Origin of the sequence: Halobaculum rarum (assembly GCF_040025155.1) — an archaeon.
Lineage (GTDB): Archaea > Halobacteriota > Halobacteria > Halobacteriales > Haloferacaceae > Halobaculum > Halobaculum rarum.
This window is the reverse complement of sequence record NZ_CP157275.1, coordinates 2,868,418-2,887,639: the sequence shown is the minus strand read 5'-3', so window position 1 is coordinate 2,887,639 and position 19,222 is coordinate 2,868,418. Positions and strand designations below refer to the sequence as shown.

The 19,222-nt window shown below is 69.0% G+C and carries 15 protein-coding genes; 14 read left to right on the top strand and 1 reads right to left on the bottom strand.

What is annotated here, in order from left to right; translation table 11 throughout:
* The first annotated feature begins 53 nt into the window (after window positions 1–53).
* From ABJD39_RS14620 to fdhF, 12 genes are all read left to right on the top strand, one after another.
* Window positions 54–1,121 (top strand): TrmB family transcriptional regulator, encoded by a 1,068-nt coding sequence (locus ABJD39_RS14620; RefSeq protein ID WP_348610261.1) that lies wholly within the window; start codon window positions 54–56, stop codon window positions 1,119–1,121.
* Window positions 1,122–1,342: 221 nt separating this feature from the next.
* Window positions 1,343–2,839, top strand: a complete 1,497-nt coding sequence (locus ABJD39_RS14615) for a substrate-binding domain-containing protein (RefSeq protein ID WP_348610258.1) — start codon at window positions 1,343–1,345, stop codon at window positions 2,837–2,839.
* Between the two features lie 90 nt (window positions 2,840–2,929).
* Entirely contained in the window at window positions 2,930–3,934 is a 1,005-nt protein-coding gene (locus ABJD39_RS14610) for a carbohydrate ABC transporter permease (protein ID WP_348610255.1), read from the top strand.
* The gene (locus tag ABJD39_RS14605) at window positions 3,931–4,866 is read left to right on the top strand and encodes a carbohydrate ABC transporter permease (RefSeq protein WP_348610252.1); all 936 of its coding nucleotides are present in this window, start codon (window positions 3,931–3,933) and stop codon (window positions 4,864–4,866) included. Before ABJD39_RS14610 ends, ABJD39_RS14605 begins: the two co-directional genes overlap by 4 nt.
* A gap of 4 nt (window positions 4,867–4,870) precedes the next feature.
* On the top strand, window positions 4,871–6,049 hold the full coding sequence (locus ABJD39_RS14600; protein ID WP_348610249.1) for an ABC transporter ATP-binding protein: 1,179 nt from the start codon (window positions 4,871–4,873) through the stop codon (window positions 6,047–6,049).
* A 1-nt stretch (window position 6,050) separates the two neighbouring features.
* Window positions 6,051–6,245, top strand: a complete 195-nt coding sequence (locus ABJD39_RS14595; RefSeq protein ID WP_348610246.1) for a hypothetical protein — start codon at window positions 6,051–6,053, stop codon at window positions 6,243–6,245.
* A gap of 66 nt (window positions 6,246–6,311) precedes the next feature.
* On the top strand, window positions 6,312–7,394 hold the full coding sequence (locus ABJD39_RS14590; RefSeq protein WP_348610243.1) for a Gfo/Idh/MocA family protein: 1,083 nt from the start codon (window positions 6,312–6,314) through the stop codon (window positions 7,392–7,394).
* Window positions 7,395–7,459: 65 nt separating this feature from the next.
* Complete coding sequence (locus ABJD39_RS14585) at window positions 7,460–8,539, top strand: hemolysin family protein (protein ID WP_348613659.1); 1,080 nt, start codon at window positions 7,460–7,462, stop codon at window positions 8,537–8,539.
* Between the two features lie 116 nt (window positions 8,540–8,655).
* A complete protein-coding gene (locus tag ABJD39_RS14580; protein ID WP_348610240.1) occupies window positions 8,656–9,624 on the top strand; it encodes a sugar phosphate isomerase/epimerase family protein in 969 nt (322 codons plus the stop codon).
* 12 nt (window positions 9,625–9,636) lie between these two features.
* The gene (locus ABJD39_RS14575) at window positions 9,637–10,761 is read left to right on the top strand and encodes a Gfo/Idh/MocA family protein (RefSeq protein ID WP_348610237.1); all 1,125 of its coding nucleotides are present in this window, start codon (window positions 9,637–9,639) and stop codon (window positions 10,759–10,761) included.
* A gap of 78 nt (window positions 10,762–10,839) precedes the next feature.
* Window positions 10,840–12,411, top strand: coding sequence for an NADH-ubiquinone oxidoreductase-F iron-sulfur binding region domain-containing protein (locus ABJD39_RS14570; RefSeq protein WP_348610234.1), 1,572 nt, complete (start codon window positions 10,840–10,842; stop codon window positions 12,409–12,411).
* Window positions 12,408–15,833, top strand: a complete 3,426-nt coding sequence (fdhF, locus tag ABJD39_RS14565; protein ID WP_348610231.1) for a formate dehydrogenase subunit alpha — start codon at window positions 12,408–12,410, stop codon at window positions 15,831–15,833. The genes ABJD39_RS14570 and fdhF overlap by 4 nt, the downstream gene beginning before the upstream one ends.
* Before the next feature lie 35 nt (window positions 15,834–15,868).
* Here fdhF and ABJD39_RS14560 read toward each other — a convergent pair whose 3' ends face one another.
* On the bottom strand, window positions 15,869–16,723 hold the full coding sequence (locus tag ABJD39_RS14560) for a translation initiation factor eIF-2B (protein ID WP_348610228.1): 855 nt from the start codon (window positions 16,721–16,723) through the stop codon (window positions 15,869–15,871).
* A gap of 132 nt (window positions 16,724–16,855) precedes the next feature.
* On the opposite strand from ABJD39_RS14560, the gene priS reads away from it, so the two are divergent.
* Both priS and ABJD39_RS14550 read left to right on the top strand, forming a co-directional pair.
* Window positions 16,856–18,025, top strand: coding sequence for a DNA primase small subunit PriS (gene priS / locus ABJD39_RS14555; RefSeq protein WP_348610226.1), 1,170 nt, complete (start codon window positions 16,856–16,858; stop codon window positions 18,023–18,025).
* Between the two features lie 21 nt (window positions 18,026–18,046).
* A complete protein-coding gene (locus ABJD39_RS14550) occupies window positions 18,047–19,132 on the top strand; it encodes a hypothetical protein (RefSeq protein WP_348610224.1) in 1,086 nt (361 codons plus the stop codon).
* Window positions 19,133–19,222: the final 90 nt, after the last annotated feature.

Genomic DNA, 19,222 nt, shown 5'->3' with positions numbered 1-19,222 from the left:
GGGCGAGCGCTCGCAGGCGGTACGGTTTTCCCCGAGCACGACGGGCTCCCGGCATGGAGACCGAGTCGCTCGTCGAGACGCTGGAAACCGCGGGCCTGTCGCCGTATCAGGCGGAAGCGTACGTCGCGCTGCTGGAGTTGGGGACGGCGTCGGCGACCGACGTTGCGGAGGCGAGCGGCGTCCCCGCCCCCCGTATCTACGACGTGTTGCGAACGCTGGAGGAGCAGAAGTACATCGAGACGTACGAGGACGGCTCGCTGCAGGCTCGGGCACACAGTCCCTCGGTCGTGTTGGACGACCTCCGGAGTCGGGCCGACCGGCTGGAGACGGCCGCAGAAGAAGTCGAACAGCGGTGGGAACAGCCCGAGTTGGAGGCCGGCGGCGCCAGTATCGTCACGCGGTTCCGGACCGTCATCGAGCGGGCGGAGGCGTTCATCGAGGGCGCGAACCATCAGATCCTTCTGTCGACCACGGCGGCGAACCTCCGACGCCTCGCTCCCGCACTTCGCGACGCGACCGAGCGCGGCGTCTCGGTGCGCGTCTCCGTCCACACGGACGACGCGAACGAACGTCCGGACCCGGCGCTGTTCGAGGACATCTGTGTCGAGGCGCGCCACCGACCGCTCCCCGCGCCGTTCGTGGCCCTCGCGGACCGCAGGCGGGCGTCGTTCGCCCACCACCCCGACTCGTACGACCGCTACGGCGTGCTCGTGAACGATCGGACGCACACGTACGTGTTCTACTGGTACTTCCTCACGACGCTGTGGGAGCCGTGGAAAACGGTATACGACGCCGCCGAGCCGGGGCTTCCACTCGAGTACCTCGACGTTCGTCACCTCGTCCGTGACCTCCGAGAGCGACGCTGGCAGGACGCCCCGGTTCGTCTTCGGGTCGACGGGTACGAAACCGATACCGGCGAGGAGTGCACCGTCGAGGGAACCGTCGTCGACGTCCGCGTCCCGTTCGCCTCCGAGGCCGACACCGGCTTCGAACTGGCCGGACAGGTCACGGTGGATCTCGATGTCGACGGCGAGCACGTCAGCGTCGGCGGGTGGGGCGCGATCGTCGAGGATATCGAGGGAACGAGACTCACGGTCGTCGACGCGCCGCCGATCGAATGACCCACGCTACCGCCGGAGCGTAACCGACGCCGTGCGCCGGATATCGACCGGCGGCGCGGGGACTGCGGGAAGACCAATTTCGCTCGAATCGTCTCACAGTAGGTGGGGACGCCAGCGATCGAACAGAAGAAAACTCACCTGTGCTGGCGGATATTCTTTGTTAACAACTACTGTTGTAAAAGCCATAGCCTATATTAATGATTGTTCCCTATATCAGCCTGATGTCCGACGACAAAACACGGAACGGAGTATCGCGGCGAGACTACCTCGCTGCGGCTGGCGGCACCGGCGCGACGCTCGGGCTGGCGGGCTGTCTGGGCGGCGGTGACGGCGGCGGTGGTGGCGGCGGCGACGGAGGCGGACCAATCAACACGGAACCGCCGGAGGAGGACGTGACCATTCAGATCGCGGCCGATTCCAACTTCGCGAACGCGTCAGAGGACATCGTCCAGACGCTCCGCGAGGACGGGGGGCTCCCGGAGAACATCTCCATCGAGTTCCTCGCCGGCTCGTTCACGACCGGCGACCGACGCTCGCAGTACCAGCAGATCCTCTCGGCCGGTCAGGAGCAGCCGACCGTCCTAATGATGGACAACGGCTGGACGATCCCCTTCATCGCCCGCGAGCAGCTGGCGAACCTCAGCGAGGAGCTGCCCAGTTCGATCACCGACCAGGTCCAGAACGACTATCTCGAGAACATGGTCGCGACGGCCCAGAACCCCGACGGCGACCTGTTCGGGATCCCCCTGTTCGCGGACTTCCCGACCATCCAGTACCGCAAGGACCTGATGCGGGAGGCCGGCTACACCGACGAGGACTTCGACACGTGGGCCACCGAGCCGATGACGTGGCAGGAGTTCTCCTCGGTCGTCTCCGAGACGATGGAGGCCACGGACATCCAGACCGGCTTCACCTGGCAGGGCGCCTCCTACGAGGGGCTCGCCTGCTGTGACTTCATCGAGTTCATGGGATCGCACGGCGGCTCGTACTTCGGCGAGTTCGAGAACTACTTCGGCCCCATCGGGGACCGGCCGGTCACTGTCGACGAGGAGAACGTCATCAACGCGATCCGCATGATGCGGACGTTCATCAACGGGAGCGACGACGAGGTCGCGCTCGACGGCTACGCGGACATCTCTCCGGACGCGGTCGTCCAGTACACCGAGGAGCCCTCGCGCGAGCCGTTCACGAACGGCGACGTGGTCGCCCACCGGAACTGGCCGTACTCGATCAACATCAACGGCGCGGAGGACGCATTCGGCGAGGACCTCGGCGTCATGCCGATCCCGTACGCGGTGTCACAGGAGGACTCGCCGTACGAATCGATCGGCGGGAGCACCTCGGCGCTCGGCGGGTGGCACCTCACGCTCAACCCGAACGCGACCGAGCCGCGCAAGCGTGCGGCGCTCCAGCTGTTCCGGGCGCTGCAGGTGGACGAGGTTCGGCTCCGGATGTTCGAGATCGGCGGGTGGACGCCGCCCATCGCGGACCTGATCAACACCGAGCGCACCCAGGAACTCGAGATCATCGGCCGCTACGTCAACAGCCTGCAGGTCGCCGGCGAAAACGCGCTGCCGCGACCCGTCACGTCCGTCTGGCCACAGGAGTCGTCGCAGATAGCCAAGGAGGTGAACGCGAGTCTCCGGGAGCAGAAGACCCCGACGGAGGCGATGAGCGACCTGAAGGAGTCGATCGAGTCGATCGAGAGTCAGGCGTAGCGGGAACGGACCATACACTTATTATCGTAATGTTCGATTGTTACCAAGTGACATGAGCACCGAACTAACGTATACCGGTTCCCGAGTGTCATGAGCACCGAACAACAGACGAGCGGCCCGCCGCAGGAACGATCGGGCGTGTACGTGAACACCGTCAGGTGGATGGAGAACCTCTCGGAGACGCAGTACGCGTATCTCCTCCTGTCGCCGGCGCTGTTGCTGTTGGCCGTGATCGCGCTCTGGCCGCTGCTGTCGACGTTCAGGATCTCGCTGTTCGCGGACAGCGTGGGTGCGGCGAGTGTCGGCGGGTTCGTCGGGCTGGAGAACTACGTGGCTATCCTCACGGGCGAACGGTCCGCGCTGTTACCGTCGCCGTTCCTGCCGGATAGCCTGACGGTCGACGCGCTGTTCAACAGCGCGCTCGCGGTGACGCTGGTGTTCACGCTGATCAGCGTCTCCTTCGAGACGATCATCGGGTTCGTACAGGCGCTCGTGCTGGATCAGGAGTTCAGCGGGCGCCGCTGGGTCCGGGTCGCGATCATCCTCCCGTGGGCGATCCCGATCGTCGTCCAGGGGATGATCTTCTACCTGATGTTCCAGCCGAACGTCGGCTTCCTCGTCGGGACCTCCCAGAACCCGGCGCTGTTGAACCAACTGGGGCTGCTCACGACGACGCCGCTGGCGAACGCGCAGGACGCGACGATGATCGTCATCGTGGCCGACATCTGGAAGACGACGGCGTTCATGGCGCTGCTCATCCTCGCCGGGATGCAGTCGATCGACCGGAGTCTCTTCGACGTGGCGAAGGTCGCGGGCGCGTCGCCGTGGCAGCGATTCAAGTACATCACGCTGCCCATCATCCTTCCGACGGTGCTGGTCGCGATGCTGTTCCGCACGATCCAGGCGATGCGGATCTACGGACTCATCGAGACCGTCGCGGGGTGTACGACCGTCCCGTCGCTGTCGTGTCTGGTGGTGACGACGTGGAGCAACCGGATGCTCGGCTCCTCGGCGACCATCGCGTTCGTCACGGCGGCCATCATCGGGATCGTCGTTTCAGTGTACATCGTGGGCTACGCGCGAGGTAACCTATGAGCGGCAACACGCGAACCGACGGCGGCGTCGAGGCCGAGCCGGAACTGAAGCGCGGCCCGCTCCAGCGGTGGGTCGCGCGGTCGATCGACGACCCCGAGCGGGCGTACCGCGCGATGTTCTACGTCGCGACGTTCTTCTTCCTGGTCACCACGCTGTTCCCGTTCTACTTCCTGCTGGTGCTGGGCGTGACTCCGGAGAACGTACCGCTGGCCGTGGTCCCGGCGGCGGTCGACTTCTCCGTGTTCGTCGAGGTGTTCCGGAAGATCAACTTCCTGCGATACATGGTGAACAGCCTCGTACTGGCGCTGTCGACGACGGCTATCGTGCTGTTGCTGTCGAGCCTCGCGGGGTACGTGTTCGGCCGGCTGCGGTTCCCCGGCCGGGCGCCGCTGATGCTGCTGGTGCTCGCGATCAGCTACTTCCCGCCGGCGGCGTTCTTCGTCCCGCTGTACCAGCTGTTCACGGGGAACGTGATCCCGGGGCTCACCCTCTACAACACGCCGGGATCGATGATCCTCCCCTTCAGCTCGCTGTTCATGCCGCTGTCGATCTTCATTCTCACGACGTTCTACGGACAGATCCCCGACGGGCTGGAGGACGCCGCCCGCGTCGAGGGGACGACCCGACTGGGCGCGCTGTTCCGGGTCATCATCCCGCTGTCGGCGCCGGGCGTGGCGACGGCGGGCGTGTTGACGTTCATCGCCGTCTACAACGAGTTCTTCTTCAGCCAGCTGATGAACAACGGACAGCCTGACAACTGGGCGCCCATCGTGGGCGGCCTGCTGAGCCTCCAGCGTGCGGGGCAGTTCGAGGTGACGTACGGCATCATGGCCGCGGGCAGCATCATCGCCGTGGTGCCGGTGGCGATCCTCGTGGTCGTCGCCCAGGAGAAGATCGTGAGCGGACTGACCGCGGGCGCACTCAAGGAGTAACACAATGGCACGAGTTCAACTCAAGGACGTGACGAAACGGTACGAGGACGTGACCGCGGTCGAGGGGATGAACCTCGACATCGAGGACGGCGAGTTCATCACGCTCGTCGGCCCCTCCGGATGTGGGAAGTCCACGACCATGGAGATGATCGCGGGGCTGACGATGCCCAGCGACGGCACGATCAACATCGGCGAGCGCGACGTGACGACGCTGCCGCCGAAGGACCGCGGCATCTCGATGGTGTTCCAGAACATCGCGCTGTTCCCGCACATGGACGTGTACGACAACATCTCCTTCGGGTTGCGGCTGCGCAACTACGAGAAAGACGAGATCGACCGTCGCGTCGATGACGCCGCCCGCATCGTTCAGATGGAGGGGATGCTCGACCGGATGCCCGACGAGATGTCTGGCGGGCAGCGCCAGCGCATCGCCATCGCCCGCGCGATCGTCCGCGAGCCCGAAGTGTTCCTGATGGACGAGCCGCTGGCGAATCTGGACGCGAAGCTGCGCGTCCACATGCGCACCGAACTCCAGCGACTCCACAGGGAACTGGAGACGACCATCATCTACGTCACCCACGATCAGGCGGAGGCGATGACGATGTCCGACCGCATCGCCGTCCTCAACGAGGGCGAACTCCAGCAGTTCGCCGCACCGCTGACCTGCTACAACGAGCCCACGAACGAGTTCGTCGCCGGCTTCATCGGCTCGCCGGCGATGAACTTCACCCGCGGGGAGCTGACCGCCTCCGGCTTCTCGTCGGCCCACTACGATATCACCTTCCCGACCGAGGGCGTCGGGATCGCTCCCGGAACCCCGGTGACGCTCGGCGTCCGCCCGGAGGACGTCTACCCGGAGGAGTTCCTCGATGACGCGACCGACCCGACCGAACTGATCGACGTCGAGGTGGACGTCATGGAGCCGATGGGCGACGAGATCTTCGTCTACCTCATGCTCGCGGAGGACTCCGACTCCGGAATGGGCGGGGACGTGAGCGGCGACGACACGCTCCTGATGAGCGTGTCTCCCGACAGCACGCTCGAGGAGGGCGACCGCATCGACGTGACGCTGGACCGCGCGAAGGTCCACCTGTTCGACGACACGACCGGCGAGGCGCTCGTCCACGGCGTCTCGCGGACGACGGAACCGGCGGCCGACGCGCGCGGCGAGGAGGCCGAGTAGGATGGTCGACGCCCTGTACCTCGCGGCGGTGTCACTGCTGTTCGTCCCGTGGGTGTACGGGCTGTACGCGTTGGCACGCGACGGGAAGAACCGATTCCTCCCGCTCGCCCGTCAGTACCTCCGTGGTCGCCGCAACCGCTCCGAGCAGGCGGAGGCGGAGGCCGAACGCGAGGAACAGGAACGACAACTATACTGACCCCCTTCCCCTCCTTCCCAACATGATACGTTACTCGATATCGAGTAGTCCTCCTCGGGTGCGACGATGACGCTCGTCGACGGCTTCGACCCGTCCGGGGTCCGGGTCGGCATTGTCGGACTCGGCGGCATCGGTCACCACCACGCCGAGCGTCTGGTATCGTTCGGGGCGGACCTGGTCGGCGGCATGGACGTCGACGCCGGCGCGCGCGAGCGCTTCGTCCGCGAGTACGACGCGCACGCGTTCGAGGACGCCGGCGAACTGTACGACATGGTCGACGCCGTGCTCATCACGACGCCGAACCGGTTCCACGAGGAGTACGCCGTCTCCGCGCTGGAGTGGGGGCTGGACGTCCTGCTGGAGAAGCCGCTGGCGCACACGCTGGAGTCGGCCGAGCGCATCGCCGAGGCCGCCCGCGAGGCCGACGGGATCTGCATGGTCGGGTTCAACAACCGCTTCTCGGCGCCCGTCGAGGTGCTGAAGCACTACCAGGCCGAGGGGCGCTTCGGCGACGTGAACCACGTCGAGGCGAACTACGTGCGGCGGCGGGGCGTCCCCGGTCGCGGCTCGTGGTTCACGAGCAAGGGGGTCTCGGGCGGCGGCAGTCTCATCGATATCGGCGTCCACGCCATCGACCTCGCGCTGTACTTCCTCGACTTCCCGGAGGTCGTCGAGGTTTCCGGCGTTGCGCGCTCGGAGTTCGGCGGCCGCGACGACTACACCTACATCGACATGTGGGGCGACGACGCCGGTCCCGAGGACTTCGACGTCGACGACTCCGTCTCGGCGTTCATCCGCACCGCCGACGGCGCGACCGTCTCGCTGGAGGCCGCGTGGGCGACGAATCGCCCGAAGAACAACGACTTCTTCGTCCGCGGGACCGAGGGCGGCGCGCACTTCGACCGCGACAGCGGCGACCTCACGCTGTTCGAGAACGGGGTGGGCGGGGGCCACCACCTCACGGATACCAACGTGGACACCCGCGAGGTCGACCCCCACCGCGCCGAACAGGCGGCGTTCCTCGAAGCGGTCGAAACCGGCGAGGCGCCCACCCGCAACACCGTCGAACAGGCGCTGACGGTCCAACGCGTCATCGACGGCATCTACCGCTCGACTGAGACGGGACGAGCGGTCAGACTCGACGACTAGGGTTCGATCGGCCGTCCGGCTTTTGTCCCGTCGAGAGCAACTCGGGAGCGATGGTTACGACAGCGATGGGCACGCCGGAGGTTCTGATCAGACTCGTCGCGGGTCTCGGCCTGATCCTCGCGAACGGGTTTTTCGTCGCGATCGAGTTCGCGCTGACGCGGGCGCGACAGTTCACCGAGACGGAGTTCGTCGGCGACACGCCCGCGCTCAAACGCGCGTGGGAGATGACACAGAACCTCGAGATCTACCTGACGACATGCCAGGTCGGGATCACCGCCTCGAGTATCGCCGTCGGGATCGTCGCCGAGCCGGCGCTCGCGGCGCTGTTCGAGCCGGTGTTCGCGAACACCGCGCTGGCGTCGGTTGGGGCCGGCGCGATCCTCGGGTTCGTCATCATCAACCTCCTCCACCTCACGCACGGCGAGCAGACGCCGACGTACCTCGGCGTGGAGCGCTCGCGGATGGTGTCCCGGTACGGCGCGACGCCGCTGTACTACTTCCACATGCTGATCTCGCCGGTCATCACCTTCGGCGACTGGGTCGCGAAGGGGACACTGAAGCTGTTCGGCGTGGAGATGACCGGCGCGTGGCTGGAGACCGAGGAGGACGTCATCGAGTCGCGCGCCGACCTCCGCCGGGAGCTCTCCTCCACACTGGAAGCCGGCGATCTCTCTGAGGAACGTCGCGAGGAGGTCGTCAACGCCCTCCGGGTCGGCGAGCGAACCGTCTCGGAGATCATGGTCCCGCCCGAGGAGATCGTGTCGCTGTCGACCGGGGACGACTGGGAGGAGAACCTCGCGCGGATGCGCGAGTACCCTCACACGCGGTTCCCGCTGCTGGGCGACGACCGCGAGGAGTTCCTCGGCATCGTGTACGTGCCCGCGTTCATCCGCGAGGTCGACCGGCTCACGGACCCCGACCACGACCTCCGGGAGGTCGCCGCCCCGCCGATGACACTCTCGCCGGACGCGACCGTCTCGGACGCGATCGACCGCTTCCAGGTGGAGGGACAGGAGCTCGCGCTCGTCGTCTCCGACGGCGAGATCCGCGGGCTGGTGACCGCCACGGACGCCTTCGAGGAGGTCATGGGCGAGCTAGAGGACCCCATGGACCGGCGCGCCGCCGAGCGCGACGCCGCGGCCTGATCCGGGCGCCACCGAGCCGAACCGTCCGGACAGCGGTCCGCCGTCGGTCCCGCGGAGGATTCCGATCCCCCCATCCGACATATAGATTTATTCGGATCGTTGTACAAACCGCGAGTATGGATATCGGCGTACTGACCGTACCACTTGGCGGTGAATCGCGCCCGGACGCGTTCGAGTATCTCTCCGGTATCGGCGTCGAGGCCGTCGAGCTCGGCGTCGGCGGCTATCCCGGACAGGACCACACCGACCGCGAGGCGCTGCTGGCGGACGAGGACGCGCGCGAGGCGCTACGGGCGGAACTGGACGAGCACGGCCTGCGCGTGAGCGCGTTCGCGACCCATAACAACCCGCTGCACCCCGACGACGAGACCGCCGCGGCGGCGGATCACGAGCTTCGACAGGCGGTCGAGCTCGCCGACGAGTTCGGCGTCGACACCGTCACCTGCTTCTCGGGGCTGCCGGCGGGCGGCCCGAACGACGAGGTCCCCAACTGGATCACGGCGCCGTGGCCCACCGAGCACGCCGAGGCCGAGGCGTACCAGTGGGAGGTCGCCGAGGACTACTGGTCGGATCTCGCCGCGCACGCCGACCACCACGGCGTCGACCTCGCCATCGAGCTGCACCCGAACATGCTCGTGTACGAGCCCCACGGCATGCTCCGGCTGCGCGAGGCGACGAACGAACGCGTCGGCGCCAACTTCGACCCCTCACACCTCTACTGGCAGGGGATCGACGTGACCGAGGCGATCCGCGTGCTCGGCGAGCACGACGCGATCCACCACGTCCACGCGAAGGACACGAAGGTGTACGAGTCGCAGTCGCGCGAGAAGGGCGTGCTCGACACGACCGACTACGACGACAGCGAGAACCGCTCGTGGCTGTTCCGGTCGGTCGGCTACGGCCACGGCGAGGGGCACTGGAAGGACGTGGTCAGCACGCTCCGGATGGTCGGCTACGACGGCGCGCTCTCCATCGAGCACGAGGACGCGCTCACTTCCTCCCGGGAGGGCATGGAGAAGGCCGTCGACCTGCTGAAGCGCGCGCGCTTCGAGACGACGCCCGGCGACGCGTACTGGGCGGAATAAGGTGAAGACAGAATGACCGACGAACCCATCGACATCGGCGTTCTGGGGTATCGCTTCATGGGGAAGGCGCACGCGAACGCGCTCGACCGGCTGCCCATGTTCTTCGAGGACGCGCCCGAGACGAACCGCCACACCGTGATCGGGCGCGACGAGGAGGCGTTGGCCGACGCCGCGGAGACGCTCGGCTTCGAGCACACCGCCACGGACTGGCGCGACGTGGTCGACGAGGTGGACGCCTTCTACAACCTCGGGCCGAACCACCTCCACGTCGAGCCGTCGGTCGCGGCGCTGGAGGCCGGCACGCCCGTCCTCTGTGAGAAGCCGCTGGCGCCGACGCTCGCGGGGGCCGAGGAGATGCGCGACGCTGCCGCGGAGGCCGACGTGCCCACCGCCTGCGCGTTCAACTACCGCTTCGTCCCCGCGATCCGCTACGCGAAGCGCCTGATCGACGCGGGCGAACTCGGCGACATCCGCCAGGTCCGCGGGCGGTACCTCCAGGACTGGCTCTCGGACCCTGAGGCGCCGTGGAGCTGGCGCAACGACGAGGAGATGGCCGGCTCGGGCGCGCTCGGCGACCTGGGCGCGCACACGATCGACCTCGCGCGCTTCCTCGTCGGCGACCGCGTCGGCGAGGCCGCGAGCGTCTCCGGACACCTGCAGACGTTCACCGAGGACCGCCCGGTGGAGGGCGGGGACGGCGAGACGCGGCCCGTCACCGTCGACGACGCCTACTCCGCGCAGGTCGAGTACGACTCCGGCGCGATGGCCACCTTCGAGGCCTCGCGCGTGACCGAGGGGCACAAGAACGACCACACGGTCGCCGTCCACGGGAGCGAGGGGAGCCTGCAGTTCTCGCTGGAGCGGCTCAACGAGTTGGAGGTCATGACCGGCGACGCCCGTGGCTACGAGACCGTGCTCGTCACCGACGAGGACGACCCGTACATCGAGCACTGGTGGCCGCCGGGCCACGTCATCGGCTGGGAGCACACCTTCGTCCACGAGAACTACGAGTTCCTGAAGAGCGTGGCGCGAGACGACGAGTTCACCCCGAGCTTCGCGGACGGCTACGAGGTCCAGCGCGTGCTCGACGCCGTCGAGCGCTCGGACGCGGAGGGCGTCCGCATCGACCTCGACTGACACAGGACGAGCAGGGCGACACGTCAACCCTCGCCGACCGTGCGAACGTTTTTGCCCGAATCCGCGAAACCGTGAGCCATGACGACAGCCGACGCGGCCGGGACGACCGTCCGGGTCGCGTTCGACGGTCCCGACGGGCGCGCGGTGCTGGAGGCGGCCCGACGGGCCGCCGACGCCGCGGCCGACCCGGAGGGCCCGCCGATCGAAACGCTCGCCGTCGGGTCGCCCGGAACGGTCCACCTGCCGCTGGTCGCCGTGACTCGGGAGGGCCGAACCGCCGTCCACCGGTCGGTCGATCCGAACGACGCCGCGGGGCTGGTGAGCATACTCGCCGACGGCGGACTCCCGGTCGACGGCGCGACCGCCGTCGTCGACCACGACCCCGCACCCGACGATTTCCCGGTCGGCGACGGGCCGCTCTCGGCGGGGACACGACGGACGCTCCGCGGCGCGGGGTGGACCGACCCGACCACGTTCGAGTCGCCGGCGACCCTCGGCGCCGGCGCGCTCGACACCGTGTCGGAGATCGGACTCCGTGGTCGCGGCTGGGGCGACGCCCGCCAGGACGAACCGCTGGCCGAGGGATGGCGCGACGCCCGCGACGCCGACGGCGACCCGGTGGTCGTGATCAACGGCCTCGACGCGGATCCGAAGGCCGACGGCGACCGCCTGCTGCTTGGGAGCCTGCCCGGCAGAGCCGTCGCCGGCGCGGTCGTCGCCGCCAGCGCGGTCGACGCCGAGGACATCGTCGCCGTCCTCCCCGAGGACGATCCGGTCGTCGCCGAGCGGGTACGGACCGTCGGCGACCGCGTCGCCGCGGAGACGGATCTGACGGTGGAGGTCGTCGGCGCCGACGGCGACTACATGACTGCCGAACATACCGCCGTGCTGGAGTCGGTGGAGGGGAACGACCGGATCGAGGCCCGACGACGACCGCCCGGACCGGAGACGTGGGGGCTGTTCGAGCGGCCGACGCTCGTGCACACGCCCAGAACGCTCGCGGCCGTCGAGCGGGCCGTCGCCGACCCGGAGCGCCTCGACGCCGACGCCGCCGACCCCGGAACCAGACTCGTGACGGTCGTCGGGCCTGAGCGGCGCACGGTCGAACTTCCGACGGACGCGAGCCTCTCGCGGGCGCTCGTCGAGGACGAGTTCGGCGGAGAACCGATCGATGGGGACGAAGGGGCCGAAGGGACCGGGGAGACCGGATCCTCCGAGGCGTTCGCCTGCGTCGGCGGTCAGTTCGGCGGGCTGACCCGCGATCTCGACACACCTGCGTCGGCGCCGGCGCTGCGCGGGGTTGGGCTGGGAACGAACGGCTCGATCGAGCCGTTCGTCGAGGGGTCCGAGGGCGGGTGTCCGGTCGTCGTCGCCGGACGGCGGATGCGCGTCGCTCGCGAGGAGAACTGCGGTCGATGTGTTCCGTGTCGCACGGGCAGCGTCCGCGCCCACGAGCTGCTCCGCGAGGTGTACGCGGGCGCGTTCGCCGAGTCGCGACTGCGGGAGTTGGCGCGGACGATGGGTCGAACGTCGCTGTGCGGGTTCGGCGCCGACGCCGCCCGCCCGCTCGCGACCGCGCTCGACGAGTTCGCTGCCGACCTCCGTGCGCACGCCGACGGCCGCTGTCCTGCCGGGGTGTGTGACCTGTGAGCGCCGACGGAGGTGACGAGGTCAGCGGGGGCGACGGACGCGACCCGCTTCCGCGGGTCCCGGACGCGACGCGGGTGTCGGACCCGCGCACGTCGACGCCGCTGACCGAGACGTTCGCGCCCGGGACGGCGTCGGATCCGCCCGTGGGGACGAGCGACGGCGACGGGTGTGGCTGTGGCTCGTGCGACTGCGGGAAGGGCAACAAGACCGGTAGCGGCGACGGAGGCGACGCGGCGGTAACGGTCACCGTCGACGGGACGGAGGTGTCGGTGCCCGCGGGCGCGACGGTGCTGGACGCGATGGAGCGTGTCGACCACGAAGGCACCGTCCCCGCGCTCTGTGCGTACGACCGCGACGGCGGCGCCTGCTCGGACGAGATCGGGCCGCGCTCGACGTGCCGGACCTGCACCGTTGAAGCAGACGGGGAACTGGTGGCAGCGTGCTCTCACCCCGCCGAGGACAGCGTGAAGATCCGGACTGACGACCCCGACGCCCGCGAGAGCCGCGAGGTCAACCTCGATCTGGTGCTGTCGGATCACAACCTCCGGTGCACCACCTGCAACCAGAACGGGCGCTGCGAACTGCAGGACGCCGCGATCGAGACGGGCGTCGAGGAGCCACGGTTCGGCGTCTTCGACGAGCGGGCAGAGTACGAGCCGCTGGACGACACCTCGCCGTTCATCCAGATCGACCGCAACAAGTGTATCACCTGCGCGCGCTGCGTCGACGCCTGCAACGACGTACAGGTGTCCGGTGTCCTCCGGATCGAGGGGAGCGGCGAGGACACCGAGATCGGCTTCCAGTCCGACGCCGAGACGATGGCGGACTCGGCGTGCGTCTCCTGCGGCCACTGCGCGACGGTGTGCCCGACCGGGTCGCTGACCGAGCAGGGGCTCGCCGGGCTCGCGACGCTGCCGATCCCGGGGTTCACGCACGCCAACAGCGTCGGGAAGTCGCTGACGGCGGACAGGGAGAAGGCTGCCCGCGCAACGAGCGAGACCGGCGGGCGGCGCGGGGTCGTCGACGCCGGCGGGGAGGGCACCGGGGGCGCCACGGGCGCGACCGCGGCCGGCGACCGCGGCGACGGCCGCGATCCCTCGCCGACCCGCAAACGCGCCGAGTCGGGCGGCCTCGCCTCGGCGTTCCGGTGGGCGAAGACGAAGGCGGGCGACGCCGGCCGGTCGGCGCTGCTGGGGGGCGAACACGCCGCCGAATCCCTCGCGGCGCGGACGATGAAGGAGGGCTGGCTGTTCGACGCCGCGAGCCGGATCGCCGACCACCGGCTGAAGGACGTGGAGTTCACCGAGACGACCTGCGGCTTCTGTGCGGTCGGCTGTCGCTTCCAACTGGTTTCGAAGGACGAGGAGGTGCTCGGGGCGGTCCCGACCGACGACCCCGCGGACGCGCCAGTGAACGACTTTTCGACGTGCGTGAAGGGGAAGTTCGGCTACGAGTTCGCGAACTCCGACGAGCGGCTGACGACGCCGCTGGTTCGGGGCGACGACGGGGAGCTGCGCCCCGCATCGTGGGACGAGGCGCTCGACCGGGTCGCCGAGGGGTTCGAGTCGATCCGCGAGCGCGCCGGACCGGACGCGCTGGCGGCGTTCGCCTCCTCGAAGTGCACCAACGAGGAGGACTACCTGATGCAGAAGTTCGCGCGGGGCGTCCTTGGGACGAAGAACATCGACAACTGCGCGCGTCTGTGTCACTCCTCGACGGTCGCGGCGCTCAAGCAGACGCTCGGCTACGGCGCGATGTCGAACCGTATCAACGAGGACATCGGCGAGGCCGACGCCTACCTCATCACGGGATCGAACACGACCGAGAGCCACCCCGTCCTCGCCACTCGGATCAAGCGCAACGTCGACGCCGGCGCGGACCTCGTCGTCTTCGACCCGCGGAAGGTCGAGATCGCCGAGCACGCGAGCCAGTACGTGCGAACCGAGCCGGGGTACGACGTTGCATGGATCAACGGACTGATCCGGCACATCGTCGCCAACGACCTCCACGACGCCGAGTTCGTCGAGGAGCGAACGCGGAACTTCGACGCCCTCCGCGAAAAGGTGGAGCCGTTCACCCCGGAGGAAGTCGAGCGCCTCGCGGGTGTCGCGCCCGAGGATCTGAAACGGGCGGCCGAGACCATCGCCGCCGCCGACTCGGTCGTCTTCGGGTGGGCGATGGGGATGACCCAGCATAGCCACGGCACGCAGAACGTCCTCGCGCTGGCGGATCTCGCGCTCGTCACCGGGAACCTCGGCAAGCCCGGCGCCGGCGTCTCGCCGTTCCGCGGTCACAACAACGTCCAGGGCGGCGGCGGCGACATGGGGACGCTCCCGAACCTCCTGCCCGGCTACCGCGACCCCGGCGACCCCGACGTGCTCGACGAGTTCGAGGGCGCGTGGGGGGTGCGCCCGCCCGCCGAGGAGGGACTGACGGTGCCGGAGGTGTTCGACGAGGCGCTCACGGGCAACGTGGAGGGGCTGTACGTGATGGGCGAGAACCCCGCGCTGTCGGAGCCGGATCTGGCCCACGCCGAGGAGGCGCTCGAGGCGCTGGAGTTCCTCGTCGTGCAGGACGTCTTCCCGACCGAGACGGCCGCGTACGCCGACGTGGTGCTCCCGGCGGCGACGTTCTCCGAGAAGGAGGGCACCTTCACGAACACCGAGCGGCGCGTGCAGTTGGTCGGCAAGGCGACCGATCCTCCCGGGGACGCGCGACAGGACTGGGCGATCATCCAAGAACTGGCGAACCGGACCGACCACGCGGGCGACACGTGGTCGTACGACGGCCCGGCCGCGGTGATGGACGAGATCAGCGAGGTCGCGCCGATCTACGGCGGTATCAGTCACGGCCGCCTCCGCGAGGAGAGCGGGCTCCAGTGGCCCTGCGAGGACGAGTCGGACCCGGGGACGCCGTACCTGTACGCGGAGGAGTTCAACTTCCCCGACGGGAAGGCGCGGTTCGTCCCCGCCGATACTGGCGAGCCGGGCGACCTCCCGAGCGAGGCGTTCCCGCTCACGATGACGACCGGCCGCGTGCTGTACCACTGGCACACCGGGACGCTGACGCGGAGGGTCGAGGGTCTTCTCGATCACGTGGGCGAGGCGTTCGTCGAGGTGAACTCCGCGACCGCCGAGCGGCTCGGGATCGCCGACGGCGAGCGCGTCCGCGTCGAGTCCCCCCGAGGCGCGATCGAGGTGCGCGCCGAGATCAGCGACCGCCCCGGCGACGGCGTCGTGTTCGTGCCGATGCACTTCGCCGACGGCGCCGTGAACCGACTCACCGGCGATCACGTCGACCCCACGAGCGGGATCCCCGAGTACAAAGTGTCGAGCGTCCGCGTTCGGCGTCTCGGCGACGATGGGGAGCCCGAGTCGTCGCGGACGCCGACAGACAGGGACGGCGTCGCGGGCGACGACTGATCCGGTACGGGCGAGGAACGACCCGCCGCGGCGGCTCAGAACTCGCGGACGCCCTCGTCGGTGATCACTTCGTCGACGAGCGAGATCGGCGTCGCGTCGTAGGCGGGGTTCTCCAGCGTGATGCCGTCGACGGGTTCGAGCATCACCTCGCTCGGGGGCCGCGACTCGTTCTCGAAGCGGAACTCGTCGTCGATGATCTTCGTGCCCGAGCCGACGACGACGACGGGAACGCCGACCTCGGCGGCGGCGGCCGCGATCGGGAACGTTCCGATCCGGTTGTAGAGGGTGTCACCGACGATGCAGTCCATGCCGACGACGACACGGTCCGGGTCCACCTCCCGGAGGAGGTAGCCGGCGGCGGCGTCGACCGCGAGATGGGAGTCGATGCGGTCCATCTCGGCGAGCGTGCGCGCGGTCTTGCGTCCGAGATAGCGCGGGCGTGCCTCGGTGACGTACGCGGTCATGTGTGCGCCGCCGACGGCCGCCGCCTCCACGGCCTCGAGCACCGTCGACGAGTAGTCGTGCGTGAGGAACGTTTCCCCGTCCTCGAACGTTCGCGCGGCGGTAGCCGCGGCTTCACGCTTCCCGGTCTCGACCCGTTCGACCTCCTGTTCGATCGTCACGTCCAACAGTTGTTTTCCCTCCTCGACCGTCTCGGCGTTGCCGAGCACCGTGTCGGCGATCGCGCGCATCGCGCGGTGGAGGCTGGCGTGGGACGGGTTCGCCCGTCGGAGCGCGCCGGTGTTGTGGTCGAGGTCGCGCTCGAACTCGTCGAGCGTGGCGTACTCGCGGTCGAGCAGGTCGCCCAGCGCACGGGCGGCCTTCACCGCGACGACCGACGAGGAGTGCGTCTGCATCTCCCGGATCTCGGCGACCGTCTCGTCTATCATGCCAGAGCGGTCGCGGGTTTCGGGGTTAGGTGTTCCGGGACTCGTCGTGGCGCCCGGCGCCGCGTCCGGGCCCACCGGGCGGACCAGACGGCAACACTCATACCGGCGTCGCCACTACCCAAGCGTCGTCAGATGAACCGCCGCACCCGCGAGTACCTGAAGGGCCGCTTCGGCGACTACTACCGGAGCGCGTCCGTCTCCCCGCCGCCCGAGGCCAACGAGCGCGAGTGGGGACACATCCCCTTCACCGCGGGCGACGGCACCACGATGGTCCGCCACCAATCGCTGCTCGACATCGGCGAGGTGAGCGAGTTCCTCGCGCGCGAGACGCCGCGACACGCGTACTTCTCGGCCGCCCGCTACGACGACCCCGCGAACAAGCGGATGAGCGAGAAGGGCTGGCGCTCGGCCGATCTCGTGTTCGACCTCGACGCCGACCACCTGCCCGGCGTCGATCCCGAGGAAACGAGCTACGGCGACATGCTCGCCGCCTGCAAGGAGGAACTGCTCGCGCTGCTCGACGTCCTTGCGGACGACTTCGGCTTCGCTGACGCGGACATGCAGGTCGTCTTCTCGGGCGGTCGCGGCTACCACGTCCACGTCCGCGACGAGTCGATCGCGGAGCTCGACTCCACGGCCCGCCGGGAGGTCGTCGACTACGTCCGCGCGGTCGATCTCAACTACGACGGCCTCATCGAGCGGCGGCCGAACGAGCGCGGGACGACCCTCCAGAAGCAGCTCCGTCGCGAGGGCGGGTGGGGACGGCGCGTCCACGAGGAGCTCGTCGCCTACGCGGAGCGGTTGCGCGCGATGGACGAGGAAGACGCGCTCGCGGAGCTGCAGGAACTCGACGGCGTCGGCGAGAAGACCGCTCGAACCATCTACGGCGTCCTCGAACGCAACCCCGAGGGCGTGAAATCGGGCAACGTCGAGTTGGGCCCCGGCGCGTCGACGCTGGTGCGGGCGATCGCGGAACGCGTCACCGCCGAGCAGACCGCACCCATCGACGAGCCGGTGACGACCGACATCCGCCGGCTCATCCGCCTCCCCGGATCCATCCACGGCGGGAGCGGCCTGCTCGTGTGCCCGCTGGAACGGGACGCGCTCGACGGCTTCGACCCGCTGACGGACGCCGTCCCCGGGCGCTTCCGCGGCCGCGACATCCTCGTCGACGTGCACGATCCGGGGCCGGTCGACGTGGGCGACGACAGAGATAAGGTGTCGGAGGGAATCGTATCGGTCCCCGAGTACGTCGGCGTGTTCCTCATGGCGCGCGGACGCGCGGAGAAGGCGCGGGAGTAGCACACCGGCGGATACCACACAATGGACTTAGACGAACTACGCTCGGTACAATCGAAGGAGCGCTCGAAGGACAGCCTCCAGCACCTGCGCGACTCCTTCTACGAGGACGTCGCCGCGTACCTCGGCGAGCGCAAGCGTCAGCGTGACGAGCGCGCCGCGAGCGTCGACCAGCCCTTCTCCGACGACCGAGTCCGAAAGCTCTCCAACGAGATCGAGACCGCCGAGGAGGTCGTCGAGTCGCTGTACGAGCGCCGCGTCGGCAAGGTCGTCAAGCTCTCGTCGTTCGCCGCCGCGGGCGCGCCCACCGACACCGAGGGCATGACCGTGCAGGAGGCGGAACTGTTCGAGGACCTGGTCGTCCGCATCGAGCAGAACAAAAGCCGCGTCCTCGACGTGCTGGAGAACGGCGCCGACGTGGACCTCGCCGGCGACGCAGCCGACGCGGACGAACGCGCGACCGCACCCGAAGCCACGGCGTCGAGCGCCTCCGAAGTCGCGGCGTCGACCGCCCCCGAGGCCGAGCCGGCAGCGCCCCCTGCGACCGGCGGCGAGGCGTCCGCGGCGGATGCACCTGACACCGCTCCGCCCGAACAGGGATCGGACTCCGAACCGCCGGCCGGCCCGGGAACCACGAGCGACGGATCCGCGGGTGGAACGGACGCTACAGCCGACACGGCCGATGCGGACGGCGGGCACGGCGTCCTCGCGGACGCGATGGGCGGAGACGGATCGACGGCAACCGACACGGCGACCGGGTCGACGACGGACGCGCAGCCGGCATCGACCGCCGATGCCGGCCCGCCGGCCGCCAGTGAGTCCGAATCCCACGGTTCCCCCAGCGACCCCGACGGTCCCCCCGAGGAGTTCGTTCCCGGATCCGAACCGGACCGGGCCGGCGGCACGGACACGGAGTCCGCCGCCGGCGAAGAGACGGAGGCGTCTGGCGGCGACACCGACCGCCAAACGGTGCGGATCACCCGCGACGTGGGGCAGATCCTGGGCGTCGACGAGCGCGAGTACGAACTCGCGAACGATGACGTGGTTTCGCTGCCGACGGCGAACGCGGATCCCCTCGTCGAGCGGGACGCCGCCGAGCCGATCGAGTGATCACGGCGGCGACCCGCCCGTCGCCGACGCCGTGTTTCATGTCGCCGGCGACTGCGACACCGACACCGCTTTTCATCCCGCCGTCCGATC

What these genes read in the sequence shown, in the direction of transcription:
- ABJD39_RS14615 (WP_348610258.1), top strand. Translation starts at nt 1,343, where the DNA reads ATGTCCGACGACAAAACACGGAACGGAGTATCGCGGCGAGACTACCTC.
- ABJD39_RS14610 (WP_348610255.1), top strand. Translation starts at nt 2,930, where the DNA reads ATGAGCACCGAACAACAGACGAGCGGCCCGCCGCAGGAACGATCGGGC.
- ABJD39_RS14580 (WP_348610240.1), top strand. Translation starts at nt 8,656, where the DNA reads ATGGATATCGGCGTACTGACCGTACCACTTGGCGGTGAATCGCGCCCG.
- ABJD39_RS14595 (WP_348610246.1), top strand. Translation starts at nt 6,051, where the DNA reads ATGGTCGACGCCCTGTACCTCGCGGCGGTGTCACTGCTGTTCGTCCCG.
- ABJD39_RS14570 (WP_348610234.1), top strand. Translation starts at nt 10,840, where the DNA reads ATGACGACAGCCGACGCGGCCGGGACGACCGTCCGGGTCGCGTTCGAC.
- ABJD39_RS14585 (WP_348613659.1), top strand. Translation starts at nt 7,460, where the DNA reads ATGGGCACGCCGGAGGTTCTGATCAGACTCGTCGCGGGTCTCGGCCTG.
- priS (WP_348610226.1), top strand. Translation starts at nt 16,856, where the DNA reads ATGAACCGCCGCACCCGCGAGTACCTGAAGGGCCGCTTCGGCGACTAC.
- ABJD39_RS14590 (WP_348610243.1), top strand. Translation starts at nt 6,312, where the DNA reads ATGACGCTCGTCGACGGCTTCGACCCGTCCGGGGTCCGGGTCGGCATT.
- ABJD39_RS14600 (WP_348610249.1), top strand. Translation starts at nt 4,871, where the DNA reads ATGGCACGAGTTCAACTCAAGGACGTGACGAAACGGTACGAGGACGTG.
- ABJD39_RS14605 (WP_348610252.1), top strand. Translation starts at nt 3,931, where the DNA reads ATGAGCGGCAACACGCGAACCGACGGCGGCGTCGAGGCCGAGCCGGAA.
- ABJD39_RS14550 (WP_348610224.1), top strand. Translation starts at nt 18,047, where the DNA reads ATGGACTTAGACGAACTACGCTCGGTACAATCGAAGGAGCGCTCGAAG.
- ABJD39_RS14620 (WP_348610261.1), top strand. Translation starts at nt 54, where the DNA reads ATGGAGACCGAGTCGCTCGTCGAGACGCTGGAAACCGCGGGCCTGTCG.
- ABJD39_RS14560 (WP_348610228.1), bottom strand. Translation starts at nt 16,723, where the DNA reads ATGATAGACGAGACGGTCGCCGAGATCCGGGAGATGCAGACGCACTCC.
- ABJD39_RS14575 (WP_348610237.1), top strand. Translation starts at nt 9,637, where the DNA reads ATGACCGACGAACCCATCGACATCGGCGTTCTGGGGTATCGCTTCATG.